The sequence below is a fragment of the Alteromonas sp. G4i13 genome (genome assembly GCF_054960505.1).
On record NZ_JBHNYX010000004.1, the window covers coordinates 64,941 to 91,044 of the forward strand.

Here is a 26,104-nt window from a genome sequence, read left to right on the forward strand (position 1 = left end):
CTAAAGCGTGTTTCTAATCATCAATAAAATTCGGGCGGTGATCCTAGAAGATACCGCCCTAAAAAGCCAGTGTGTTAAGCGTTACGAGAATTTAAGCGCTTTGGGTTAATTCATCGTCCTGGGGCACTTTAAAACGGGGAAAACCGAACCAAATGGCCGCCACACCAAACACAAAAATCAGCATGGGATACCAGCAGTACGGTGTAATAGCTAATGGTGAAATACCCACTACGGCCGCGGCACTTAAAAGCTGCGCCCCGTAAGGGACTAAACCTTGGAAACTGCACGAAAAGATATCCAAAAGTGATGCCGTACGACGAGGGTCGACGCCGTATTTTTCATTCAGGTCTTTAGCAATTGGACCTGCGGTAACAATCGCAATAGTGTTGTTCGCCGTTGTAATGTCCAAAAAGCTAACCAAGCCAGCAATACTGAACTCAGCGCCTTTCTTTGACGTGACCTTTCGGGTTAAGCGCTCTATTAACCATGTTATACCGCCGTTAGCGTGCATAAGCGCAACAATACCGCCTATGGTTATGGCGATCATAGCCAAGTCTTGCATCCAGCCCATCCCTTTTTGAATGCTTTGCATCATAGAAAGTGGCGTGAAGCTGCCTTGAAGCAATCCCACTACGCAGGCACTGGCAATACCCACTGCAAGCACGCTAATGACGTTAAACCCTGTTAGCGCAAAAGCGATAATGCACAAGTAAGGCACTATGCGCCAAAAATCGTAGCTGCCGCCTTCAACTATTCCAGAAGTATCGACATCCACCATAAGCAGTAACGCCATGGTGACAATGCACGCCGGCACAGCAACCATTAAATTCGCCCTAAATTTATCTTTAAGCTGTACGCCTTGCGTACGGGTTGCCGCAATGGTGGTATCTGAAACAAACGAGAGGTTATCACCAAACATTGCGCCCCCCACCACAATACCTAGCGCCATTTCTACCGGTAGCCCCAAACTTGTGGCAAGCCCCGCACCTATTGGCGAGAGAGCGGTAATGGTGCCCATGGACGTGCCCATTGAAAATGATATGAAACAGCAAATCAAAAAGAGGCCTGGCAATATAAGTGCGGAAGGCACAAATTGTAGTGCCATATTGACCGTGGCATCCCGAGCGCCAATATCAATAGTCACCGCATAAAATGCACCAGCTAACAAGAATATAAGCACTAGAAGAATAATATTTTTATCACCGCCGCCTTTACAAAACGTTTGTACTTTTTCAGAGAAGCTGACCTTTTTCCCTTTCGGATTTAAACATAGCCCATAGCCAGCGCTGATAAAAAACGCCACCAAAATAGGCATCGCAGTAATATCGTTTGTGGTAATTCCTGTCACTACAACAAGAATTACAAAAAGCAAAATGGGCGTTAAACCTAACGGGTTGGGTGCGATAGAATTTGGTGCAATGTCATTATTTTCGTGCACAGAAAACTCTCTTTTGGGTTTTATTGCGTGACAGCAAAAGTTTAAAGGCTACGCGGAAAAGCCACCTGCCGGTTGCGAGTGCGTAAAAAAAGCTTCAACGAAACCATAACGTGACGGTTTTTGACGGTGAAAAGCTAAAGCAACAAAGGATAAAAGGTTTTTAAAGCATTGAAAAGAAATTTACTTTCCAATATTTAACTCATCTGCACTGTGCCAGACGCTACGATTAGATTTCGAGTTATTAAAGGAGTGAAGCTACAACCATTTAGCCGTAGAACGCGACTGCCGCCTAGCTAGTTTTCATAGCTATTTTACATAGCTGTGTTGCATAAGTGTGTGGCATAGCTCTGTTACGTAGAAATATGGACAGGCGCTATCAGTCATTCACGTTAAATTCTAAGCTCGCTAGGGGTTTTACCTGTAAGCCGTTTTACCGTTCGTCGAAAGTTAGGTAAATCGTTAATGCCCATTGCATTGGCCGCCGTCTCGTTACTCACTTTGTGCACCGAAAGAAGTAAAAGTGCATGATTGCGCTGTACTTCCTCGCAGAGCGCGCGATAGCTAGTGCCGTATTCTTTTAGTTTCCGCTTTAGCGTAGCCACACTGACGTTTAAGGTTTCCGCTAATTCAGGAAATCCGATATTTGCTGCCTGTGTGTTGGAGGATGCATAAATATAACGCCTCACAAAATCAGGCAATGACAAGCGGTTTTGCAATTCAATAGAAGCCCCTTCTTTTGTTTGCGTTGCGCTATTACTAACGACACCTTCCAGAGAAACATGTGATTCAGCAGAACAATCCGACTGAGCTGTTAGCTCCAAAGGTTGGCGTAATACGTCTTTCTCAATGCAAATACTGTTAAAAGCACGATTAAACGACAACTTAAGCCCAAGGTGGGTTTCGTAATCAGCAATATTTCTTGGTTGACTATCGGTAAAAGAGAAAGATAAACGAATTCTCTTATTCGCTATACTTTTCATAAGTGCAACAACGCTTGCGAATGCCACTTCAATGGAGAACTGAAGCTGTTTGCTGCTTACCCCTGTAAACTGAGGCACTAACATTATTTGGTCTGCGTTTTCAAAACGCTGAAACTGACAGAGCGGTAGGCTACACCACCGGTATGTTTGGCGTTGAGTCAGCTGTAAAAGTAGCTGCTCTACATTTTCACATGATTTAAGCACACTAAGTGGACTAGATAGCCACTGCGAGGCGAAAGCGCCTCCCAGCAAAAAACTGACGTCGCCGCCTCTCGCTTGACTTTGAACGTTCACTAACAGCGATGAGTATTGCTTTGTGCTTAGTAGTGAATAGTGTTGCAACGCGTCTTCAAAAATTCCTGTACCGCGCAAGAGCTTATTTTTATTCGCGCCACGAGAGAGCGCCACATTAAGTGCTGCCCTCACTAACCAATACCCAACTATTACTTTATCTTGGCTAGACATCACTACATCAGCACTACCAGCACTATCGATGACACCCATGTCTAGCTCATTAGCGTCATCTTTTACAGAGACACCCATGCCAAGCGCTTTAGCATCATCTTTTAGAGAGACACCCACCCCAGAAAGACGAGTTGAATGACGGTACTCAGCACCTGCAATTGCAGCTTCGTCCTCAGAGTCTCGTAGTGCGTTTAGTCTTGGTAACATTAAATCCATAAGTTACTCGCTGCAGGCATCTTCATTCATCTTCACCGGTTACCCCTACCAATTACTATCGCCAAATACACTGACCAAACCGGCCTAATTACGCTGCGCTACCATGGGCACGCTCAAGTTCTAAGAGCATGGTGTTAAGCACTGTCGCAAGGCGTTGGTTAGGTAACAAAGTCACTTGAGTACTGCGAGCGGTAGTGTAAATAGCGTTTGCATTTTGGCTGTGTCTAAACGCAAGGTGCTGAATGCTCACTTTGATATCGTTGAGGATAACGTCGGCCTGCATGGGCGAGACGTCAGGTATCAAAATAGCAAACCTATCACCGGCATAGCGGCACGCTAAATCTTGCTGACGCAAATTCATGATCACCAATTGCGCAATATCGTGCAGATACCTATCGCCTTCCGTATACCCATGTTTTTGGTTGAACAAAGAGAAGTTATTGATATCGATAATGGCGATGACAGCTGACTTGCCAGACTGCTGTAATTTATTAATTTGTGTTTTCCAATATTCTGCGCGGTAAAGCTGAGTGATGGGATCGATAGCATCGTGATCGCGAAAGTCCCATTCTCTGCGTCGTAATTGCAAGTTTAACGCGCGCTGCTCTAGGTGCCACTGATACAGTGCCGCGGTCATTACTACCATACCCACAGCCGCAGGATAAGACTCAATCATGCTTAGCCAATAAGCCTCTTCGGGATAATGAAAAAACTCATCCAAGAAATCTAAACTGACTGAAAATAGAAAGAAGCCGAGTCCTACCGTGAGAAGGCTCGTTACTTTACCTGGAGGACGGCTGGCAAGCGCAGCTAGCATCCACGCCAAAGTTAAAAAAGCAATGCTTCCCTCCCCCACAATATCGAGGCCTGATATCACGGTGCTTTCTTTTGCATTGCCAAAAATAAAAGCTAAACAAACCGCTAACGCCACTACGCAAAATGTAAATGCTAGCCAAAGCTTGTGATGCCTAAATTGTGTTGAATTTGTAAAGGTAAACATAGTGCTCTCTTTGGAAATCTCTTGAATTGGATACATCACGCGTTAGTCCGGCCACCGCCAGCGTTTATAACAAAACGAGAGTCTTGCCCAAATCTGATGAAACTGTCGAGGGTCAGTTTGGCTCAGCAATGTGACATCTTGATGGCAGCGAACTTTAGGAGCATAAAAAAAGACACACAAACCAAACAAAATCAGTAATTTAAGCAAGGGTCAATTTAGCTCAGCCAATTGCAAATAGGCGACAATTACCGATTGTGTACCGCTTGTTCCATCAAATCGTCATATAACTGTCATGCAGGATTCTTAGGGTACTCATTCACTTACTTAGCACTTATTCAAAACGCCTTTTTACTGCTTAATTAATTGGAAAATAAATGAAAATTAAAACCGCGTACTCTTCTCTAACACTTGCCTGCATAGCGGCAATGGGCCTTAGCGTCGCTATACCTGCTTCAGCTGCTGATGGCGTAATTATCGGTTCAGTAAAAGACGCCGCACAGACGCGCAGCTATACCGGTGCTCAAATTAAGCTTAAAGAATTAGGACTAGTTACTGAAGCAGGCACAGACGGTAAATTTCGGTTTCCCTCTATTCCAGAGGGTACTTACACGCTAGAAATTTCTTATCTTGGTGAGGAAACGGTTACGCAAGCGATAAAAGTGACAGACAACGGCATTGCGCGCGCAGCCGTGGAGTTTGGCAGCGGCGATACCATCGATGAGATCTTGGTACGTGGTCAACGAAGCGGTCAGGCAGGTGCCATAAACCAGCAGCGAACGTCAGATCGTATTTCGTCTATTGTATCCGCAGATGCCATTGGACAATTTCCAGACCAAAATGCTGCTGAGTCGTTACAGCGTTTACCTGGCTTGTCGATTGAGCGAGATCAGGGTGAAGGTCGTTTCGTCGGCATACGCGGTATCGACCCCAACTTGAATAACGTAACTATTAACGGCTTGAATATTCCCTCGCCTGAATCAGGCGTACGTTCAGTAGCCCTTGACGTTATTCCCTCAGAACTCATCCAAACGTTAGAGGTGTCTAAATCGGTAACGCCCGATATGGACGGAGACGCCATTGGTGGTTCAGTCGCGGTGAAAAGTGTGAGTGCGTTTGATAAGGCTCGAGATACCGCGAGCGTTACCGTGCAAGCCAGTCAAAATGATTTACGCGATCAAACCAGTCCAAAGCTTTCTGGTACGTTTACCAAGAAGCTTTCCCCTGAATGGGGGGTGGCTGGCGCTATTTCCTACTTTGACCGAGATTTTGGTTCAGACAATGTTGAAAGTAACGGTGACGATGAGCTTGAGCAACGTCACTACACGATCACTCGCGAACGTTTGGGTAGTGCGTTAAATATCGATTTTCGTCCTGACTTCAACAACCAATACTTTCTTCGCACACTTTACAGTGAGTTTTCTGACGACGAATACCGTCAAGGAAATATATTCACGTTCGATGGCGAAGACTCAGAAATAGAAAGAGAAAGTAAAGACCGCTTTGAAAGTCAGAGTATTTTTACTGTGGCGTTAGGTGGTGAACACCAATTAGATACCTGGAAAGCAAACTGGCAGCTCGGTTATGCAAAGTCTGATGAAGACGAGCCAGATGCACTGTATTACGTATTCAAAACCGAAAATGACAGTATCGACGCAGACTTAAATACTATGCGTCCAACCGTGTCACAAAACGCTGATGCCATGAACTTATCAACCTATGAAGTCGATGAGATCAGCTTTGAAGATAACTACACGAAAGATACCGAAACCAGTATTAAATTCGACGCCGCCCGCCCCATCAACCTTGGTGGCTATATCGGTGAGTTAAAAATTGGCTCGAAATACCGAAGCCGAGAAAAAGACCGCGACAGCAGCATCGCTATTTTTGATGGAGAATTCGACGACCTAGACGCTTCGCAATTCGGAGCTGCCAGTCCAGACTACTCTCTTGATGACTTTGGGCCTGGGCTTAATCGAAGTGAAATGCGTAGCTACTTTAACGAAAACCGCGAGAGCTTGGAATTAGACAGCCTAAATTCTGAAGTAGAGTCTCGTGGCGCGACCTATGTGAATGAAGAGGATATTTTTGCCGCTTATATCATGGGCAGCATAGATATAAATAAACTTCATTTGGTAGCAGGTGTACGCTATGAACGTACTGACTTTTCTACATCGGGTATGCGAGTAGAGCTTGTAGAAAACGAAGAAACCGACGTGGAAGAAGTGGTAAATACGCCATGGGAAGCGGAGCGCGACTACGATCATTGGTTACCCAGTGTAAATGCCAGATACACTGTTTCAGATAAACTTCAGCTTCGCGCTGCCTACACCCAGACTATTTCAAGACCAAAATTTGAAGATGTAGCGGCATTTCAAATCATCGAGAGTAAAACGGAAGAAAATGATGGCGTATTTGTGACCGAACGAGAGGCGGAAGTTGGCAACCCTGACCTTCAGCCTTACGAAGCACAAAACGTTGATTTGTCGATTGAATACTATCCAGGTGACATTGGTGTAGTTTCAGCAGGGCTGTTCTACAAGAATATCGATAACTTCGTTGTGTACGCTGATGTTGCAGGTACAACCGGTTGGGAAGGTTTTGAAGAGGTCATACAGCCAATTAACGGCGACTCTGCCGATTTAACCGGCTTAGAACTTTCTTGGGTGAAAGCTTTCAATAACGGTTTTATTGTTTCCGCCAATGCTACTTTTACTGATTCTGAAGCGACTACCTTCTTAGATGGCGAAAAATTTGAAACCCAGTTACCAAATCAATCAGACCGTATTGGCAACATCACCATTGGGTACGAAGCGAATGACTTCAGTGTACGTCTAGCCACCACCTACAAAAGCGACAATTTCGAAGAGATTGATGGTGACATGCTCAGATTTGAAGACGACCACGTACAGGTTGATTTCATGGCGCGCTACTACATCAACGACAGCATGCAGGTGTATTTCAACGGCATCAACTTAGGTGACGAACCTTTCTACAACTATTTCGATACGCGCAACCAAAACGCGCAGTATGAAGAATACGGCCGCACGTTCGAACTTGGCTTTACTTGGCAGCTTAACTAGGCAGGTATATCGAAAGTTAATTATCGGGTTTGAAGGCCGTAGGTAATTTGGCCTTCGAACTTGCTCTTAATAATCTGTAAGCCATGTTTTAGTCGATGCGCCATGCATGGTTTGATCTCAGTAAGTTTCAGGACAATAACAACAATGACCAATCAGCGTCACACCAAAACAGTTTTTAAAACCACATTTACCACAGCGGCACTTTCAAGCGCACTTTTGACGTTGTTCGGTTGCGCAGCCTCTCACGATTCTAATACCAGCGCAGATACCAGTGCAAATATCAAGTTAGCGCACAGCGAAAGCCAGCTAGTAAAAGCAGAAAGCCAAGGCATCGCATTACCGCTAACAAAGCTAAAAAATGGTTTAGGCCTAACTCTGCACTACCAAACGCACGTCGACCATTCTAACACCAAAAGCGCTTACAAAGACGCTTACAAAGACACCCATACTAACAACACTAGCAAGGACGCCCGCGCCAACAACAAACATAAAGTTTACGATGACACCCACGCTATCAACATTAATGTTAACGAACATAAGGGTATTTCACTAAGTAACTCTGAAGGAAAAAAACACTTCATTGCGGGACATTACACCTTAGCAAATGCTGAAGTTGTGGAGTCTAATTCAAAACAATGGGTGTCTTTAGTAGTGTTCAATAACAACACCCAGTACATAGAGGTGTATCGCATTAACGCCGCGTCTCTTGAGATTGATCAACCGCAAACTCAATTGACCAAAGGTTCTGAAGCCATTTGTGCTACAACATCAAGCGCTGGCGAACTGCAAATTGTTAATATCGATGCGACCGGCACACTGAATCAGTATGAATTTTACAACGGGCGCTTTTTATCGCTTAGAGACTTTGCGATAGGTCCAGGCATTAAAAGTTGCGCGATAAATGCCACCACCGAAACGCTATACCTTGCTGACGAATTTGCCGGTGTGTGGCAATTAAATACCAACATTGAAAGTGAGCTAGCAAAAACCCTTATTTTTCACGGTAAAGATGTTGTCATTGAAGGTGTAGCCACCCTGTCTTCGACAAAAAAAGATGCCAAAGATGTCGCTGCTTGGGTAAGCCCGGATGCCAGCGGGGTATGGCTCAAAGCACCATGTCTTACGCAATTTGTCTCGCTAATAAATACGGCGAACGAAAGTAACTCAGCAGCTCGCCAGTTAAAAGCAAACAACAGGTCTACTTCTATTCAGCCTGAATTCGTTCACCTGTCGTTAAGTGAAGAAGGCACACACATTTCTCTTGTTGTTGATGATGATGAATCAGGCGACGTGTTTTCTGCCGAACTTCCCTCAAAACTAAGCGCAGCTTTACTTCATCGACAATGCGGCACCGATTTTAAAGCTACCTCGCCAAAAGAAAATCACATGGAGAAGGCATATACAAATAACAGCGCATCCCAACATGCAAACCTCACTATCAAGGTTAAACCCGATGTTGAAACTGACCCAGTGGAAAATCATGGCGACGCTGCTGACGACCCAGCCATTTGGGTCAACTCGCACAGCGCTTCACAAAGCCGCATAATCGGCACCGACAAAAAAGGCGCATTAAATAGCTATGACTTAGCCGGCAAGCTAGTGCAAAGCCTTCCTGTTGGCAGAGTGAATAACGTTGATGTGGGATACAAGGTATCTGTGGCAGAAACCAAAGCTCAGCAAAGCGATACGCCACTTATCGATATCGCAGTGGCATCAAACCGGTCGAATAACAGTTTGTCTGTATTTGAAATAGATAAACGCGGTCATATGACTCAACTTGGCCACATAAGCACTACACTCAATGATATATACGGCATGTGTCTGTTTGTGTCAGGCGGAATAGCTCATGTATTTGCTAACGACACCAGTGGCCGCTTCGAACGATATAGCGTGTCTATCTCCCCAGACAAAGCTGTTGATGGACATTTAACACAGTCCTTTTCACTGCCCTCACAGCCAGAAGGATGTGTTGTGGATACTAAAACGAGCACGGCATACTTAGGTGAGGAAGGTGCTGGGATTTGGGCCTTGGATATTACTTCAAACAGCAATCAGCCTCAGTTCATCGCTGAGATAGAAGCCCCGGTAGAAGCTGATATTGAAGGGCTGGCTCTGTTTGATGTAGATTCACAAACTTACCTAATCGCATCTAGTCAGGGTAATAACAGCTATGCTATCTATCACGTACACACTGAGAACCCTGAAGTCTTGGAACTGATGGGGCTTGTTCAAATTACGGCAGATAAAGCCACGCAAATTGACGGCGTGTCGGAAACAGATGGGCTTGATGTAACCAACGCTAACTTGGGAGGAAGGTTCACCGAAGGGCTTTGGGTAGTACAAGATGGAAGAAACGTCATGCCTAGCGAGACCCAAAACTTTAAGCTAGTTGCTGGTGCTTCACTTAAAGATGCGATCAGAAAATTAGCGAGCGCCAAGCGTGAACACCACTCACACATGTAACGAATAATACGAAAAGTAAATAAGAAGGAGGCGTTAAGCAAGTTAACGCCTCCTTTCTGGTATATGATAAATGCATGGCGTCGCACTAGCTTCTGGCCGTTCTAACCCAGCGCCGCATCTTCATTCATTACGCTACCTGCAGCACTAAATCCTACCAAGCTAAATAAAAGTGCGTTATCCCAAACAACGTCTAACCCGCTCGCTGGTATCCATCATTCAATTGAACATCAATAGCCCGTAGCACTGCCGTTCGATTAATTGAGCCTAACAGTACCCCGTCATCATCAACAATGGGGTAAACTCTCGGCTTTTCCTTTAACAGCAACTGCGCTAACTCTATTACCGACATATAAGGTTTGATAGAAATCACAGGGGTTTTCATGATTTCCCCTACTCTACAAATTTGTTCGCGATAGTAGCTTGACGCAATCATTTGAGCGATACAGTCTTGCTCAGACAAAAAGCCCACCACTCTACCTTTGCTATCGAGTACCGGACCACCACTCTGCCCACTGGCTAATAACACTTCGACAGCCTGCGCAACGGGCATATCGACATTAAGCTTCACTGGGTGAGTATTCATATAATCACTGACTTGCAACGATTCCATTTTCAATTCTCCAACCGTGGCGCCTAATGTGACCGATACTGCGACTTAATTGGCGTTACGGCACTTCAATTATTTTTAACCACATGTGAAAGCAATTTTCCCCCACACTTTAAGATTAGACGTTTCGTTGCATACAAGCCAGCACATTTAACATTAAAATAACAAATAGTTTTTCAGTGATCAGTCTTTGTAAATTGCCACTTTCACTTCACCATTTATGTCGATGCTAGCGCGGTACATACCCGCAGAATTGAACGGCATAGCGACGTTACCTTTAGCGTCAATAGCAATCACACCGCCATCGCCACCGGCGTTTACTAGTACGTCGTTAACTACAGTGTTCGCAGCGTCATTTAACGTTAAACCCTGGTACTTCATTCGCGCACAAATATCTGCTGCCACGTTGTATCGAATAAAATATTCACCATGTCCTGTGGCCGATACCGCGCAGCTTTCATTGTCGGCATAGGTACCCGCTCCAATAACAGGCGAGTCTCCAATACGTCCATACCGTTTAGCCGTCATTCCGCCAGTGGATGTTCCCGCGACAATGTTGCCCTCTTGGTCCAATACTACGGCTCCAACAGTGCCAAAGCGCTCATTGCCTTGCTGCGAACCGTAACCACTCGAGACCTGCTGCATACGTGCTTTCGCTTTATCTAAAGCCTGTTTGCGAAACTCGGTATCAAAAACGGTGTTGTCTACCTGTTCAAGGCCGTTTTCTTTTGCGTAATCTTCAGCGCCTCTCCCAGAAAGCATAACGTGTGGAGATTCATTCATTACCAATAACGCAGCCTCTATTGGGCTTCTTATTGTTTTCACCCCCGCAACAGCACCTGCATTTTTACTGCCGCCGTGCATTATCGACGCATCAAGCTCGTGCTCACCGTCGAAGGTATATACCGCACCGATGCCAGCATTAAACAAAGGCGAGCTTTCAAGAATTTTGATGGTTTCTACTACCGCCACTTCACCTTTTTCGCCTTTCTGCAACAAGGCGTAGCCATGCTGCACCGCTTGGGTTAATACTCTTTTGTAGTCCGCTTCTTTTTCTGGCGTCATCGATGATTTTAAAATGGTTCCTGCACCGCCATGAATAGCGATAGCTACGGGTGTTTTTCCTAATTGTTTGGAATCATCCGCTATTGCGGGAACACTCGTAATGGCAAACGACGCAGCAAGCGCGCCTATTGCATAAAGTGCATGTCGAACTTTATTGGGCTGGCGAAAAATACGAAATAGGTTCAAAAGCTTTACTCCTAATAGCTACGTTTTACGTGCGCGCATAATCTGTGAGATGGTTTGACGACAGATTTCTAGAATCAATTCAACGCGCATCTGTTGATGCGATTTTTACGCGACCTTAGACGTAAGATGACACAATTAGCTTAGGTAGGCTAGGCTACCTCAAGGATCTCTAAGAAAGTATTAAGATCATCGGTGATGGAAGGGAGTAGCGCTTCAGCGTCTTCCCACTTTTTCGCCTTTGACAATTCCCATAAGCTCTCAAAGTCTCGTTGTAACTGTACGGCACCAATATCTGCAGACATACCTTGGAGCTTCAATGAAAGCACCTGAACCTTTTCGAAGTCTCGACTATCAACAGCCTGCTGAAGTAATTTAAGCTTGTCAGGCGCGCTTCTGGAGTACAGGTCGCAGACACGAGAAAATAGCGCTTTATCGCCCATTATCCGAGCAATGGCATCGTCTTTTTCCCAACATCCATCAAGCCCCTCTGAATTGTTTTCATCAGCTTGAGTTTGATTGACGTTATCAATTTCAGCCTCCTTCTCCGAGCCCTCGCGAGCGGCGATATCATTAGCTATTTTCGCATTCTGTAACGTGGGGGCTATTTCTACTTCAGACTCTTTACTTGACTGAGCCTCTGTTCTTGAATGCGATAGCGTGTCGCAGTCCATTTCTTTTGAGATGGAACTCAACAAACTGTCAACCAGTGGAGGTTCGCTGGCAGTGATTCCGGTACCTGACCTCGTATCAGTATCGTTAAGCTCTGCACTTGCTAATGCCGTTATTTGATGTACTAACCATTGTTTCACTTTAGGAATAAGTACATCGGCCATGACAGGCTTTGTCGCAAAGTCGTCCATACCTGCCTCTAAACATTTCTCTTTTTCGCCGAGCATGGCATTGGCTGTCATAGCAATTATAGGTACATCTTTGTGCATCGCTCCTGCCTTACCTTCTCGTATGGCTCGGGTAGCGTCATAACCATTCATATTAGGCATCTGACAATCCATCAATATGCTGTGAATTCTGCGGCCTTTGCTTTCACATTTCGTCAAGAACGCCACAACTTCCTCACCATCGCTGCAGGTAAACAATTTAACAGGTAAACTTTCCAGCACTCCCTTCGCCACCTCGCGATTGATCATATTGTCATCAACTATCAGTAAGTTGGCATTCTCAATAGATAATTGCTGCTCAGTATCGTCTGCTGCCCCTTCATCGTCTGAGATGTCCTCAGCTTTCCCTTTACCTAATGAGATATCTGACTGGTTTAATGTATACCCCGACAGCGCAGCGTCTAACCCTTGTTGGACAATTGCAAAACTCGACCTGAATAATGGCTTTGGCAAGTAAAGCGGCACAAGGTGATTGAAGTGGAAAGGTGTCCCTTCTAGTTTTTGAAGAATATAAACCACAGGTAACGAACCAGCGTCTTTAGTGGCAGCTTGTGCCTGCCATATATCATCTAGCTCACGAATGAGTGAGCTGGCCTCGTCCACAATAATGGCATTAAATTGCGTCCAAGGTACTGTTCCTAACTCAGAATGCTTACCTAATACTTGCGGCTCTGCACCGACGTGTAAGGCTAAACAACAGATGTTTTCCTCTAAAGGTGGATAACTTGCAGAAACACCAATTGTGATCCCGTTAAGCAGCATACTTTCGTTTTCCACCGCCATTTTATGCTCGAACGCGCTGTCGTAAGTTGTTTCAGGAAGAGTAACAAAAAATGAGAAGGTGCTGCCTATGTCAACTTCAGAATTGAACGTAATGTCTCCTCCCATAAGCTGGCTCAATTGCCTGCAGATAGACAAGCCAAGTCCGGTACCTCCGTATTGGGTAGCAACAGATGCATCAGCCTGCGTAAACGCGGTAAACAATTTGGGCTGATTTTCTTGTGCTATCCCTACGCCCGTGTCACATACGCTGAAATGAAGCTGTTGTGTCCCAGCATCTACATCACTTAACGATGCTTGTAGCTTTATATGCCCTTCTTCAGTGAATTTAATAGCATTGTTCAATAAATTACTAAGAATTTGGTTGATTCTGTGTGGATCTGAGTTTATTTCCACCGGGGGAAGACCTGTTGTGTCAACAAGAAGCTGTAGCCCTTTAGAAGCTGCCTTAACGGCAAAGACCTTGGCGATAGACTCGATAAGTGCAAGCGGATCAAAATATTGATTATTAATATCAAGCTTGCCCGCTTCAATTTTAGACAAGTCGAGAACGTCGTTAATCAGCACACTGAGATTGTTGCAGCTAATTTCCATCATGGAAACAAGCTGTTCAGCTTTCTCATTAAGGGGCTGACGCTTAAGTAGCGACAAGGAGCCAACTACCCCGTTTAACGGTGTTCTCATTTCATGGCTAATATTGGAAATAAAAGAGCTTTTAACACTGCTCGCTTTTCGCGCCTCTTGCGTAGCTTCAACAAGTTCTTTCGTTCTGCTTACCACTTTTTCTTCAAGCTTCAGGTTTACCCTTTCTATCGCGTCTTTTGCCTTTCGTTCGTCGGTCACATCTCGAATTACAACAGCAACACCCGAAAACTGTGATTGTTCACCCCAAATGGTAGATGCGGTTATGAGTAGCGTGTGCTCTTCTTTTTCGTCATCGATGTAGGGGGTTGTAAAGGTACTTTGCTTTCCGCCTTTGGTGAGAACCGATTCAAGCCCTAATAGAGAAAGCTGCTCAAATGACGAATAGTGATGATTTAAAATAAGCTGGCTTGGGATCCCAAAAAGTGACTCCGCTGCCATATTCCAACTTTTCACCACGCCAGCAGAATCTACGCTAAAAATCGCATCTTTAGATATAGCGATAATAGCAACGGACTCACCCCGCACCTTAGCAAGCTCAATGTTTTTACTGTTACTTCGGTGTACGAATAGTAAAACGCTTACAAAAATTAGCGTAACTACCCCAATTACACTGTAAACGCTAATCCTCTTCTCATTGATAAGGGCTGCCACTTCTGACTGGGACAATGCCGTATGAAGAAAAAACGGGGCGGTTTGCTGATTTCCATTTATCGTAAAAGCACGAGTGACCGTATACAAAGATGAGTTTGCCTGTGCGGTCTGTTTAATTTTAGCCCTACCTATTTTCGAAGGGCTTTCGAATTCGCTCGCCCAATTCACCATAGGATTTAAATCTCTGGAGAAGGACTTATCACTGTCTGGATGACTGACAAAAAAGCCTTCACTGTCGGTAACAAATAGCAATTGATTGCCGACGAGCGTTTGTTCCATTTGCGACAGTAGAAACTGGGCGTTTACATTCATGATTATAAAACCATAACGCTCACCAGAGCTGCTGAAGATTGGAAGAGAAAGGCGAATAACGCTTTTATAAGGAAACTCGAGCTTCCCATATTCACGATTCAAATTGATATCTGAAATATAAAACTCGCCCTTATTGCGCTTAACACTCTCTATGAAGTAACTTCTCGCTGCTTTAGGTTGTAAATCGTTGTCCTTAACTACTAAAACACTTCCCCCGTTTCTTTCCACCCGAATAAACTCATTTCCATCCTCATTGGCTTGAATGATCCTTAATTGATCGACTTCTTCGTTATTTTCGATAAAAGCAACGAAAATCGTTTCTAGTCGCTGCTTCCACTGTTCCAACGTCGTACCGTCTTTGGGGTCTAGATTTTCATTTTCAGTCGCGCGGACGATGCCGCTTATAGGTGGAGTCTGATGTAGGAAGTTAAGCGCATTGATATACTTTCTCACCTGAGAGTTTGCAGCATTTTCAGCACTGGCGGCACTCTCTTCTAATGCCGTGAAAGTTTGAGATTCAGCCGTCGCTTTGATATTACTCTCGAACAAACCAACAACAAGTACAACAAGCACTGTTGCAAGTACTAACGCTAAGCCTAAAGTACTCTTAGCTTCACTGATGGATGAACTGGATTTAAGGAACGACAAACAGGCAATATCCGTATAAATTTTGATAACTTAAAGCTAGTCATCATTTTGTTAATGCGCAAGTTTCGCGCGATACATCAAAACGCAAAATACTCAAAAAAAGACAATGATTAACGCGTTTTTTTAAGTCATGCCGATGGCTAACAAATAAATCACTGTTCATATTAACGCCAGCATTTGGTATTCAATTTCTCGCGGTGTACACTGCCATCAATATTTCTCTAACATCGCAATAGTGGTTATGCACGCACCTACATTTTTGTGGCACGATTTTGAAACCTTTGGCACCAGCCCACAAAAAGATCTCCCCTGCCAATTCGCTGCAGTAAGAACTGATATGGATTTAAATGTGATTGGTAAACCCATAAATATCATGAGCGCCATTGCGAATGATTATTTACCACATCCAGAAGCGTGTTTGGTGACCGGCATAACACCGCAGCAAACCATTCGCGACGGTTCTAACGAAGCTGACTTCGCCGCGCGAATTTATCAGGAAATGTCGACGCCAAATACCTGTAGTGTGGGCTTTAATAGTATCCGATTCGACGATGAAGTTTCCCGCTACCTGTTTTATAGAAACTTTTACGACCCATATTCACGTGAATGGCGAAATGGAAATAGCCGTTGGGATATAATCGATTTAGCGCGAGCGTGCTATGCGCTGAGACCCGATGGTATTAATTGGCCACGCCGAGAAGATGGTGCACCAAGCTTTAAACTTGAGGCGTTAACTGCAGCTAATAATATTGGCCACGAAAACGCTCACGATGCTTTGAGTGACGTCTACGCCACAATAGCCCTTGCTAAACTGATAAAAGAAAAGCAGCCTCGCCTTTTCGATTATACGCTGTCGTTACGCAGTAAACACACGGTTATGCAGCAAATTGATCTCACTAAACCATCGGTATTGCTTCATATCTCGTCTAAACTCCCAGCCTCTCAAGGCTGTTGCACTTGGGTTATGCCTGTGGCAAAGCACCCAACCAACAACAATGCATTTATCGCTATTGATTTATCGCATGACATTGACAGTTTAGTGAATGACACACCAGAAGAGATTAGACAGGCGCTTTATGCCCCGGCAGATACATTTGACGATGCGTTAGAAAGACCAGGGCTTAAGCTCATTCACGTCAACCGCTCGCCGTTTATTACCACAGCTAAAGCAATGACAGAAGACAATGCCGCACGACTAGGACTGGATCGCGAGCGCTGCTTAGACAATTACAAAGTACTTGCCAGTATGCCCGAACTCGCCACTAAAATCGTAGATGTCTATAATGACGACATTCAAAGTGGTGAACTGGATATAGATCACGCGCTATATAGTGGTGGGTTTCTTAATGACGAAGACAGAAGGTGGTGTGAGCGTGTAATTGAAGCACAGCCCGATGATTTAGCCACTCTGAGTGAAAAAACACAGCACGAAGGGCTCAGAAAGCAGCTATTTCGATACCGCGCTAGAAATTATCCTAATACACTGACCGCAGATGAAATGACCAGGTGGCAGCATCATCGCCAAGCTCGCTTGACTGATTCAGCTTTTCACGGCTCAATCACATTAGAAAACTATATGATGCGGTTGGAATCATTGGCGCATGAACACAGCGACAATCCTGAGAAGCAGGCCATATTACGCGCACTTTACCAATATGCCGAAAACCTTTGACGGGCGTTTTAGAACGCCTTAAATTAGTAGATGGAAAAAAATAGATAGGCCGAGAACAAGTCAACGTCAAGTAATCGATAGATGCCGCCGATAAAAAGAATACACGTGCGCAAGGGAATAAAGAAGTTATGAATGGCGTAACAATAAGCTTCGATAAATCAAGAACCTACATTAACTTACAGTTAAATCCGTCTGATTTCACGTCAGAAGTTGATAGTAGGGAAATAAGAAAGCAACTAGAGAGCGGTGAAACTAAGCGGCTGTATGTTTCTGAAAAAGCGTTAAAGTCGGCCTGTGATACAGCTAATCATTATTTTAAGACGGGTGATAGCACTGTCATTCAGGAACGCATTGGCGAGCGCAAAAATGCTGAAATTGAATTTCGCATTCCCGAGGATGGGATGCAGGCGAACCTTGTGCTGACCACACCCTATGGCGGTAAACTTCCCTCATTAAGTACCGTTAAATCTCTAGCAGTAAAAAACAGAATCATTCGTGGCTTAAGCACCAAAACCATTGAATCTATGCTTACCCAAGCAAGGCAGTCTCCTCCAGGCACAGTACTAGAGCAAATTGTCGCGAAGGGCCTACCAGCTAGAAATGGCAAAAACTCAAAATTTATTCCCCTGGTACCAAACGCACTTGAAAGGGTGTTAAAACCCCAGACGGGTGATGGCGAGCGCGTGGACATGCGTAATTTAGGCGAAGTAATTTGCGTTAAAGTGAACACGCCAGTGCTGAGAAGAACCGAGCCAACTCAGGGCCGTTCTGGCTTCGATATCAAAGGGAATAAAATTCCAGCCGTTGCGGGCGAATGGGTTAACTTTAAAATGGGCAGCGGCACCGTGGTGTCCGACAGCGACGCCAATTTATTAATGTCTGCAATTTCTGGTATGCCAAAATACCGAGACCAGATAATGAACATCGACGACACCTTCATTTGTAGCGGCGTGAACGTTGGCTCTGGGCACGTGAATTACGAAGGTGCAGTATTGGTAAACGGCGATGTTACAGAGAAAATGCAAATCAAGGCCGCTGGTGATGTAACCATTAACGGCTTTGTGGAGTCGGCGTATATCGAGTCTGGCGGCGACATCATCATTACCGAAGGCGCGATGGGTAAAGTTAACGATACCCAAGGTGAATTCCAATGCCAACTAGTCGCAGCCGGCAGTATCCACGTTCAACACGGTCAAGGCATTGATATTCAATGTAGCGGTAATATTACCGTTGGTCGTCAGTTGGCGTATAGCCGCCTGCGTTGCGGCGGCGCAGTCATAGTTGGACAAATTGATAAGCCCATGGGAAATCTATTTGCTTGTGACATTATCAGCCAAGATCGCGTTGAAGCTGGCACTTTAGGCGCTGTATCTGGCAGTACGTTGAAAGTTGATTTTAGCCCGGGCTTTAACCTACTGTTAGAGCGCAAAGACTCTTTAGATGAATTGTTGAAGCAAATTCGCGAAAACAATCTTAAACACAAAGAAAAAATTAACCTTATTCAAGGTAAGAAAGTACCTAAAGAGCTTCAACGTAAAGTAGCTGAAGCGTTAGAGCTTTTTAACAATGAGAGCGCATTGCTGGAGTGGCTTGAAAACAAAGCCAACGACGTCAAAGCAGCAAAAGAAAACTACCAGTCAGATATAAAACTTATCGCAAACAAACGTCTTTATCCCGGAGTATCGGCGAAGCTTAATAACCGTAACTGGCGTTCTGAGCGAGAATACGACAGGGCGCAAATTCGTTACGATTCGCACCAATGGCACTACGACCCTTTAATTTGACCTAACTAGTTCACTGAAGTTACTGTGCCACAGTTACGTTGCCATACCCTTGGCGCTTTGACTGGTACAGTGCCTTCATGGTGCGTTCAAACCACTCTGTGAATTCCTCAGACTCCCTGAGCTCAGATAAACCCATGGCCGTTTTAAAGCTCTCGACAAGCGAGTGATGGGTAGAAATGCAGTCTAACAATCTGTCTGCAAGGTTTTTAGCTGCGTTTAACTCGGTTTGAGGGCACAAGATAATGAACTGTTCACCGCTAAAACGCGAAACAACATCGACTTCTCGAACGGTATTTAGACAATTCGTTGCCACGGCTTTTAGCGCCTCTTCTTTAGCCGAGGGCTCAATTGAATCTCTGTCATCGCTTACAGGGGTTAGTTCGATAACAATTAACGAAGCCGTAGTGTGAAATCGATGGAAACGTGAGATTTCTTCTTCCGCACGCTGGATCATATGATTGCGGTTATATAGCCCCGTTACCGTGTCGTGAGCAGACAAGAAAGCAAGGGTCTTGTTCTTTTCTAACAAGGTTGCTTGTAACGCACCTATTTCCTCGTTTTTCTGGTTAATAATACGCTTGTAGCCGCTAATGTTTCTATTTCTAAAAGTAAAAAGCAAGAAAACTAAAATGACAATTGCGGTGCTCAAAACCATAATGACATAGTTACGACTATAGCGAACTTGGACATTGTTCCACTGCTTATAAATTTCTACCTTTCGTGTTTCTGGAATACGCTCAATGGCAAAGTTAAGCTTGTCCACCAGGTGGCCATAGGTTTTGTTCACACCAAAAGCTAATGAGTCGAAGGGCTCGGCGTAACCAACAATATTGAGGTCTTTCAGCTTCAAATTATTGATGTGCATATTCACGCTCATTAATGAGCCCACCATTACATCAAACTCATCATTCGCCAGCTGCTTTAGCCCTTCTTCTTCAGACGGAATAAGCTTTAAACGTAACCCCGGATAGTGACGTGAAATATATTCAACTTGGCGATAACCCTGAACAATCCCTACTACTCGATTTCCCACTCCAGCATAGCCTTGTATCATTGGCATTCCAGACTTAGCCACCAGCACATTGGGCGCTTCAAAATACGGCACACTAAAGTCGAGGAACTGCTTTCGATAGTCGGAAGTATTTAGCATGGGGATAACTTGGCACTTTCCCTGCTGAACGTACTCTAGGCTCTGTTGCCAGCTCTCAGTGGGCACTAGGGTAAACGTTAACTCAGATATTTCAGCAATAAGCTGCATATATTGGGCAGAAATCCCCACATGGATACCGTTTCTGATTGCTTCGTAAGGCGCCCAGTTAGGATCTATACAGTACGTTACATTATTAGATTGTTCAGATGCCGCCTTTTGACCAGCTTCTGCTTGTAGGAGCGCGCTAAAACAACTCGCTCCTACAAACAACATGGTACAAAGCAGATATTTTCTTATTTTTTTCAACTGCACACCCAAAACATGTGAAGATATCGATGACAACCGCGAAGTATTAAGCGTAAATTCAAAAAATGCAATTATTTAGCTGATAATCTCGCTTTTCAGCTAGGTAACGCTCTGTCTTTGCTGAAACTCATCGTTTTCATAACGCTTTTCATTCATAATTTTGGTCAAGCTTGCCACCGCTTTTTCAATACCGATGAAACTTAAATACAATGGAGCAAAACCTATTCGCAGAATATTTGGTGCACGGAAATCTGCAATCACCCCCTCAGCGATCCACGCTTGGCAAATGGCGTAAGCGTGGTCGTGCGCGAAAGCAAGCTGACTACCTCGGTTATCAATGCTGGGGCTTACAATGGAAAACTTGTCCAGAAGGCCTGCGCGCTTGGCTTCAGCGATGAAAAATGCCTGTAGCTTTTTGGATTTTTCATCAATAGCTTTAAGTGATACATCTTCAAATACGTCTAATGCCGCATCTAAAATGCTCATTCCAATAATTCCTGGCGTACCGCACAAGTTTTGCTTCACGGAATTGTCGCCAGCGTAATCAGGAGAAAATGAGAAAGGCGAGCTGTGCCCCATCCAACCAGACAAAGGTTGTTGATACTGTGCTTGATGTCGTTTAGCGACATAGATAAACGCTGGCGCGCCAGGGCCGCCATTTAGATATTTGTAGGTACAGCCGACTGCAAAGTCCACATTACATTCGTCTAGGCTGACAGGAAATGCTCCAGCACTGTGCGCTAAATCCCACAAAGTTAAAATGCCCTTTTGGTGGGCTTGCTCGGTAATGATTTGCATATCGAGTTTGTTGCCACTTCTGAAATTTACCTGTGTCAGCATCAGTACGGCAATATCATCAGTTAGCTGTGATCCAATACATGCTTCGTCAACATAGCGAATACTGTAATCGCTGCCGAGTAAGTCAAGCAGGCCTTGCACCATGTATATGTCGGTAGGAAAATTATCGCGGGTAGTCGCTATTACCTTGCGACTTGGGTGCATTTTCAACGCCGCACTTAATACTTTAAACAGATTAATAGAAATGGAGTCACAACAAACAACTTGGCCACTTTTAGCGCCAATCAGGCCGCCAATCTTATCACCCACTATTTGAGGTAGATGGATCCACTGATGCTTGTTCCAGCTTGAAATGAGCCCCTTTCCCCACTGTTCATTGACAACGTCGTCAGCTCGCTGTTTCGCTGCCTTAGGCAGAGGCCCTAGCGAATTGCCGTCTAAATAGACCGTATTAGCGGGAAGCGAAAATGCCTGCGCCTTGTCACGGAGTGGATCTTTAATATCAAGTTGTTCAGCTGAAAAAACCTTATTCATCATGTTCACTAATAACCTCAAGTAAAGCATCAAAGGATGTTGATTCAGGGTGAAGCCAATCGAAATGGCCACCATTTTTAATTATTTTTTGGTTGGTTCCAGATAATACAGCGTGGCGTGCTGGCACAATACTATCAGCATCGCCTTGGAGTAGTGTAATTGGCAAACTGCCATGGGTTGGGCGTGGTGTCGCCCTTTGATATGCGGTTGGAACATCTTCAGGCGTTCCATTCATGAATTTCGCTGTAGCCGACTGGCAGCTGTTATGGCCCATGGCATAGGACTGGATGTCCGTAATTGCCGCTAACCCGATAATCCGTTTTATGTTTGCGCGCGATAAGTTCAAGGATGACGAAGATAGGCGTTGCGCAGCAAGCAAAGCTAAGTGCCCACCAGCAGAATGCCCCGCAATGTAAATGTTGGTGTAGCGCCCTTCGTTCTCTATTCGTTTTAAGGCTGTACTTATTGCTTGTGTCACGTCGTCTAAACTACCGGGCCAGCCACCACCTTCATCACCTACGCGCCGATACTCTGTTACGTAGACACCCATCCCAAGCTCTGCTAAAGCATGGTACATCCCTTTCGCGTGTTCGTAACCGTAGGCATTAAGCCAACACCCACCGTGAATAAATATTAACGCTTTATCAGCGTACATTTCGTTCGTAGACGAACGTCCATGCCAAGTATAAATAGTTTGTAGTAGGTCATCGCCGTAGCTGAATTGTTCATCAGCTTCGCTTGTTGGCAAGACACCCAACGCTGAATAAGGTACCTGGCTTATTTTCTTGGGGTAGATAGCTGACGATTCACTGTTGGCATGGGCACTGTTGGCATGGGTGTTATCCGAAGTCTTTTTTTCTTCGTTAGTGTGGGTGTCTTCCGAAACAGCGTCGTCAGAACCATCAACGGTTGATTGAATTTCGTGAAGCGCAGACAGAGTTAAGTCATCGTGGGTGTCTTCATTACTCGATAAAGAACGTGATTCCTCGTAGTGAGTGCCATTGTTACCGTGGGTGTCTGCGTAAGTCGAGTTTACTGAAAACGATGAGTCAGCTTGGACTTTCGCAACAAGCGTTAAAGTGGATAGCGCAACCGCAAGGGTTATAGAATTGATAACGTAAGTCACTGTCTTCATGCTTTTGTATCTTTCTTTATATTGAACCACAGAGCGAAATCAATGTGATTAGGCTCCGTGATTAAATATTTTACATATTAGCTATCTATAGTGGCTTAGAGCATTTCAACGGCAAGCGCTACACCCTCACCACCACCAATACATAAAGATGCGATACCTTTGCGACCACCGCGTTGCTTAAGCGCGTGAAGTAGTGTTACCAAAATGCGTGCACCAGAGGCTCCAATTGGGTGACCCAACGCACAAGCGCCGCCTTTTACGTTTACTTTACTTTCATCTAGTCCAAGCTTCTTGACAGCCAACATGGTTACCATGGCAAATGCTTCGTTAATTTCGAAAAGATCGACTTCTTCTTTCGTCCAACCTGCTTTATCCAGCACTTTTTCCATAGCGCCAACAGGCGCAACGGTGAAGTTTTCAGGTTCAATAGAATTTGTAGCGTGAGCAACCACGCGCGCAAGCGGTGCTAGACCAAGTTCATTTGCTTTGCTTTCGCTCATTACAACCAGTGCCGCTGCACCATCAGAGATTGAGCTTGAGTTAGCAGCCGTGACTGTACCGTCTTTTTTGAAAGCCGGTCTTAGTGTTGGAATTTTTTCTAGGCGAGCGGAACCTGGGCCTTCATCGGTATCAACAACGGTATCGCCCTTACGAGAAGAGACTGTCACGGGTACTATTTCATCGACGAAAGTTCCGCTGTTTATTGCTTCATGTGCCTTGGAAAGCGAGCTTAGAGCAAACTCATCCATTTCACCGCGAGAAATATTTTCTTCATCAGCAGTATCCTGTGCGAAGCAGCCCATTGCTTTGCCGTCATAGGCATTTTCCAGACCGTCTAACATCATATGGTCAAGCACTTGACCATGACCCATACGATATCCAGTTCTAGCTTTAGGCAACATATATGGCGCATTACTCATGCTTTCCATTCCGCCTGCCACGACTGCTGTCGCACTGCCTGCTTTAATTAAGTCGTGGGCCATCATTACCGCTTTTAAGCCCGACCCGCATACTTTGTTGATAGTTGTCACACCTGCACTTAGCGGAAGCCCCGCCCCCAGTGACGCTTGTCGCGCTGGAGATTGACCAAGACCAGCAGGTAATACACACCCCATGATGACTTCATCAATTACAGAGACATCCATCTCTTCACAGGCTGCTTTAATCGCAACTTCTCCAAGTTTGGTCGCAGCAAGCGAAGACAAATTACCGTTGAAACCACCCATTGGTGTGCGCTTAGCCGCGACAATAACTACTGATTCGTTACTCATAACCGTGCCCTTAAAATTCATATAAATTATAGAGTTAAGTGAAGAAAGCTACGTAGATGTATACAAAAGTAAACACCCCTAACAGCTACAACGTCTTGCCTTCACCATGAAAAATTGACGTTAGCAAAATGTTACTTTACCTTAACGTAAAATGTAATTAACGTTAACGTAAACCTGTACTAAGTATGTGTCAACCAAACACTACGTTTTAATATAGCGGTATATAAAACCATCTACCTTAAAACGATAGTGCTATTGCAATGACACCCAACCTACTACAGAGAATTTAATTACAAAGACACCCACGTTAAAACAAGGGTGTTAAACAGCGCTGAAATACAAGGTACGTGTAATGAGCAAGTACGACGACGAAACAACATATGCAATAGGCGAACTCGCTCGAGAGTTTGACATTACTCCTCGTTCAATTCGTTTTTACGAAGAACAAGGCCTAATGTCACCGTCAAGAACGGGACAAAATCGCGTTTATCTGAACAAAGATAGAGTGCGCTTAAAGCTGATCTTGCGAGGAAAACGACTAGGATTTTCCCTTGCTGAAGTCAAAACACTGTTCGACATGTACGACACCAACCCCAATTCGGCTATTCAGTTAGAAGCCATGCTCGAAATGACTGAACAGAAAAGAGCGGTGCTTAAACAGCAGCTAGAAGACATCCAGATGTTAATGACTGAACTGGATGATGTTGAAGCACGTTGCCGTGAAGAACTCGCAGAACTCAAACGAGGAAATATCGCATGAACACCTCCTACCCTACTTTAAATTTTGGACTTGGCGAAGACATCGAGATGTTACGTGATCAGGTCTATCAATTTGCACAAAATGAGATTGCTCCTCTTGCTGAACAAGCAGACGCAGACAACCAATTCCCAAACCAATTGTGGACAAAACTTGGTGATATGGGCCTATTGGGCGTTACTGTTTCAGAGCAATATGGTGGCTCTGATATGGGCTACCTTGCGCATACTATCGCAATGGAAGAAGTTAGCCGCGCGTCAGGTGGTATCGGTTTGAGCTATGGCGCGCATTCGAACCTTTGTGTTAACCAGATCTTTAAAAACGGTAATGATGCCCAGCGTGAAAAGTACCTACCTAAGTTAGTAAGCGGTGAGCATATTGGTGCACTGGCAATGAGTGAACCCAATGCAGGTTCAGACGTTGTTAGTATGAAGTTAAAAGCTGAAAAACGCGGCAACAAATACATTCTAAACGGCAACAAGATGTGGATCACGAACGGTCCTGATGCACATACATTTGTTATCTACGCTAAGACCGACCCTAACGCAGGGCCAAGAGGGATCACAGCGTTTATCGTAGAGCGCGATTTCCCTGGCTTTAGCCGCGCACAGAAACTCGACAAACTAGGTATGCGCTCTTCTAATACCTGTGAATTAGTTTTCGAAGATTGCGAAGTACCAGCTGAGAACATTCTTGGCAAAGAAGGCGAAGGTGTTCGCGTACTTATGAGTGGCCTAGATTACGAGCGCCTTGTTTTATCAGGTGGCCCGCTAGGCATTATGCAGTCGTGCATGGATATCGTAGTACCTTACATTCACGACCGTCAGCAGTTTGGTCAATCAATTGGTCAATTCCAGCTAGTACAAGGCAAAGTAGCTGACATGTACACGCAAATGAATGCCGCACGCGCGTATGTCTACACCGTTGCACAGTCATGCGATCGCGGTGAAACAACGCGAAAAGATGCTGCAGGCGCTATCCTTTATTCAGCGGAACTAGCAACCAAAATGGCATTAGATGCCATTCAACTACTTGGTGGTAATGGCTACATCAACGAATATCCGACAGGTCGCTTATTACGTGATGCCAAGCTTTATGAAATTGGCGCAGGAACGTCTGAAATTCGCCGAATGCTTATAGGCCGCGAGCTATTTAACGAATCGAAATAACACGGAGTTCTGGGTGGAAACAAACTTCGTTTGAAACAAGGAAAGCATAGGCATTCCCTGTGTCCCAGAAGTTAGAAAGACACCCACCCTACTCCA

At 44.8% G+C, this 26,104-nt stretch carries 16 protein-coding genes; 6 read left to right on the forward strand and 10 right to left on the reverse strand.

Features of this window, described 5'->3' with window-relative positions; translation table 11 throughout:
• Nucleotides 1-91: 91 nt before the first annotated feature.
• The 3 genes from ACFI6J_RS02805 to ACFI6J_RS02815 form a co-directional block, all read right to left on the reverse strand.
• A complete protein-coding gene (locus tag ACFI6J_RS02805) occupies nucleotides 92-1,438 on the reverse strand; it encodes a Na+/H+ antiporter NhaC family protein (RefSeq protein WP_371341968.1) in 1,347 nt (448 codons plus the stop codon).
• Between the two features lie 389 nt (nucleotides 1,439-1,827).
• The gene (locus ACFI6J_RS02810; protein WP_371341967.1) at nucleotides 1,828-3,099 is read right to left on the reverse strand and encodes a helix-turn-helix domain-containing protein; all 1,272 of its coding nucleotides are present in this window, start codon (nucleotides 3,097-3,099) and stop codon (nucleotides 1,828-1,830) included.
• 88 nt (nucleotides 3,100-3,187) lie between these two features.
• On the reverse strand, nucleotides 3,188-4,099 hold the full coding sequence (locus ACFI6J_RS02815) for a diguanylate cyclase domain-containing protein (RefSeq protein ID WP_171338155.1): 912 nt from the start codon (nucleotides 4,097-4,099) through the stop codon (nucleotides 3,188-3,190).
• 374 nt (nucleotides 4,100-4,473) lie between these two features.
• Here ACFI6J_RS02815 and ACFI6J_RS02820 point away from each other — a divergent pair, with 374 nt between their 5' ends.
• Nucleotides 4,474-7,179 carry a TonB-dependent receptor gene (locus ACFI6J_RS02820; protein ID WP_371341966.1) on the forward strand — a complete coding sequence of 902 codons (2,706 nt, stop codon included), beginning with the start codon at nucleotides 4,474-4,476 and terminating at the stop codon, nucleotides 7,177-7,179.
• 144 nt (nucleotides 7,180-7,323) lie between these two features.
• Nucleotides 7,324-9,642 (forward strand): phytase, encoded by a 2,319-nt coding sequence (locus ACFI6J_RS02825; protein ID WP_371341965.1) that lies wholly within the window; start codon nucleotides 7,324-7,326, stop codon nucleotides 9,640-9,642.
• Between the two features lie 190 nt (nucleotides 9,643-9,832).
• Here the strand turns inward: ACFI6J_RS02825 and ACFI6J_RS02830 are convergent, their stop codons facing one another.
• From ACFI6J_RS02830 to ACFI6J_RS02840, 3 genes are all read right to left on the reverse strand, one after another.
• Nucleotides 9,833-10,252 (reverse strand): CBS domain-containing protein, encoded by a 420-nt coding sequence (locus ACFI6J_RS02830; RefSeq protein WP_014949170.1) that lies wholly within the window; start codon nucleotides 10,250-10,252, stop codon nucleotides 9,833-9,835.
• 180 nt (nucleotides 10,253-10,432) lie between these two features.
• Entirely contained in the window at nucleotides 10,433-11,500 is a 1,068-nt protein-coding gene (locus ACFI6J_RS02835) for an isoaspartyl peptidase/L-asparaginase family protein (protein WP_371341964.1), read from the reverse strand.
• A 149-nt stretch (nucleotides 11,501-11,649) separates the two neighbouring features.
• Entirely contained in the window at nucleotides 11,650-15,432 is a 3,783-nt protein-coding gene (locus tag ACFI6J_RS02840; protein WP_462585685.1) for an ATP-binding protein, read from the reverse strand.
• A 241-nt stretch (nucleotides 15,433-15,673) separates the two neighbouring features.
• Here ACFI6J_RS02840 and sbcB point away from each other — a divergent pair, with 241 nt between their 5' ends.
• A complete protein-coding gene (gene sbcB / locus ACFI6J_RS02845; RefSeq protein WP_278344234.1) occupies nucleotides 15,674-17,104 on the forward strand; it encodes an exodeoxyribonuclease I in 1,431 nt (476 codons plus the stop codon).
• A 128-nt stretch (nucleotides 17,105-17,232) separates the two neighbouring features.
• Entirely contained in the window at nucleotides 17,233-18,888 is a 1,656-nt protein-coding gene (locus ACFI6J_RS02850) for a DUF342 domain-containing protein (RefSeq protein WP_278344233.1), read from the forward strand.
• Nucleotides 18,889-18,907: 19 nt separating this feature from the next.
• Here the strand turns inward: ACFI6J_RS02850 and ACFI6J_RS02855 are convergent, their stop codons facing one another.
• The 4 genes from ACFI6J_RS02855 to ACFI6J_RS02870 all read right to left on the reverse strand — a co-directional run bounded on the left by ACFI6J_RS02855 (nucleotide 18,908) and on the right by ACFI6J_RS02870 (nucleotide 24,082).
• Nucleotides 18,908-20,311: a diguanylate cyclase gene (locus ACFI6J_RS02855; protein WP_341456442.1), complete on the reverse strand. Its 1,404-nt coding sequence runs from the start codon at nucleotides 20,309-20,311 to the stop codon at nucleotides 18,908-18,910.
• Nucleotides 20,312-20,443: 132 nt separating this feature from the next.
• On the reverse strand, nucleotides 20,444-21,679 hold the full coding sequence (gene kynU, locus ACFI6J_RS02860) for a kynureninase (protein WP_278344231.1): 1,236 nt from the start codon (nucleotides 21,677-21,679) through the stop codon (nucleotides 20,444-20,446).
• Entirely contained in the window at nucleotides 21,669-22,811 is a 1,143-nt protein-coding gene (locus ACFI6J_RS02865) for an alpha/beta hydrolase family protein (RefSeq protein ID WP_278344230.1), read from the reverse strand. Before ACFI6J_RS02865 ends, kynU begins: the two co-directional genes overlap by 11 nt.
• A gap of 95 nt (nucleotides 22,812-22,906) precedes the next feature.
• On the reverse strand, nucleotides 22,907-24,082 hold the full coding sequence (locus tag ACFI6J_RS02870; protein WP_462585688.1) for a thiolase family protein: 1,176 nt from the start codon (nucleotides 24,080-24,082) through the stop codon (nucleotides 22,907-22,909).
• 352 nt (nucleotides 24,083-24,434) lie between these two features.
• Between ACFI6J_RS02870 and ACFI6J_RS02875 the strand changes: the two genes are divergently transcribed.
• Nucleotides 24,435-24,842, forward strand: coding sequence for a MerR family transcriptional regulator (locus ACFI6J_RS02875; RefSeq protein WP_014949161.1), 408 nt, complete (start codon nucleotides 24,435-24,437; stop codon nucleotides 24,840-24,842).
• On the forward strand, nucleotides 24,839-26,008 hold the full coding sequence (locus ACFI6J_RS02880; RefSeq protein WP_049586522.1) for an isovaleryl-CoA dehydrogenase: 1,170 nt from the start codon (nucleotides 24,839-24,841) through the stop codon (nucleotides 26,006-26,008). The genes ACFI6J_RS02875 and ACFI6J_RS02880 overlap by 4 nt, the downstream gene beginning before the upstream one ends.
• The last annotated feature ends 96 nt before the right edge of the window (nucleotides 26,009-26,104 follow it).

What these genes read in the sequence shown, in the direction of transcription:
- ACFI6J_RS02810 (WP_371341967.1), bottom strand. Translation starts at nt 3,099, where the DNA reads ATGGATTTAATGTTACCAAGACTAAACGCACTACGAGACTCTGAGGAC.
- ACFI6J_RS02815 (WP_171338155.1), bottom strand. Translation starts at nt 4,099, where the DNA reads ATGTTTACCTTTACAAATTCAACACAATTTAGGCATCACAAGCTTTGG.
- ACFI6J_RS02820 (WP_371341966.1), top strand. Translation starts at nt 4,474, where the DNA reads ATGAAAATTAAAACCGCGTACTCTTCTCTAACACTTGCCTGCATAGCG.
- ACFI6J_RS02825 (WP_371341965.1), top strand. Translation starts at nt 7,324, where the DNA reads ATGACCAATCAGCGTCACACCAAAACAGTTTTTAAAACCACATTTACC.
- ACFI6J_RS02830 (WP_014949170.1), bottom strand. Translation starts at nt 10,252, where the DNA reads ATGGAATCGTTGCAAGTCAGTGATTATATGAATACTCACCCAGTGAAG.
- sbcB (WP_278344234.1), top strand. Translation starts at nt 15,674, where the DNA reads ATGCACGCACCTACATTTTTGTGGCACGATTTTGAAACCTTTGGCACC.
- ACFI6J_RS02850 (WP_278344233.1), top strand. Translation starts at nt 17,233, where the DNA reads ATGAATGGCGTAACAATAAGCTTCGATAAATCAAGAACCTACATTAAC.
- ACFI6J_RS02855 (WP_341456442.1), bottom strand. Translation starts at nt 20,311, where the DNA reads ATGTTGTTTGTAGGAGCGAGTTGTTTTAGCGCGCTCCTACAAGCAGAA.
- kynU (WP_278344231.1), bottom strand. Translation starts at nt 21,679, where the DNA reads ATGATGAATAAGGTTTTTTCAGCTGAACAACTTGATATTAAAGATCCA.
- ACFI6J_RS02865 (WP_278344230.1), bottom strand. Translation starts at nt 22,811, where the DNA reads ATGAAGACAGTGACTTACGTTATCAATTCTATAACCCTTGCGGTTGCG.
- ACFI6J_RS02870 (WP_462585688.1), bottom strand. Translation starts at nt 24,082, where the DNA reads ATGAGTAACGAATCAGTAGTTATTGTCGCGGCTAAGCGCACACCAATG.
- ACFI6J_RS02875 (WP_014949161.1), top strand. Translation starts at nt 24,435, where the DNA reads ATGAGCAAGTACGACGACGAAACAACATATGCAATAGGCGAACTCGCT.
- ACFI6J_RS02880 (WP_049586522.1), top strand. Translation starts at nt 24,839, where the DNA reads ATGAACACCTCCTACCCTACTTTAAATTTTGGACTTGGCGAAGACATC.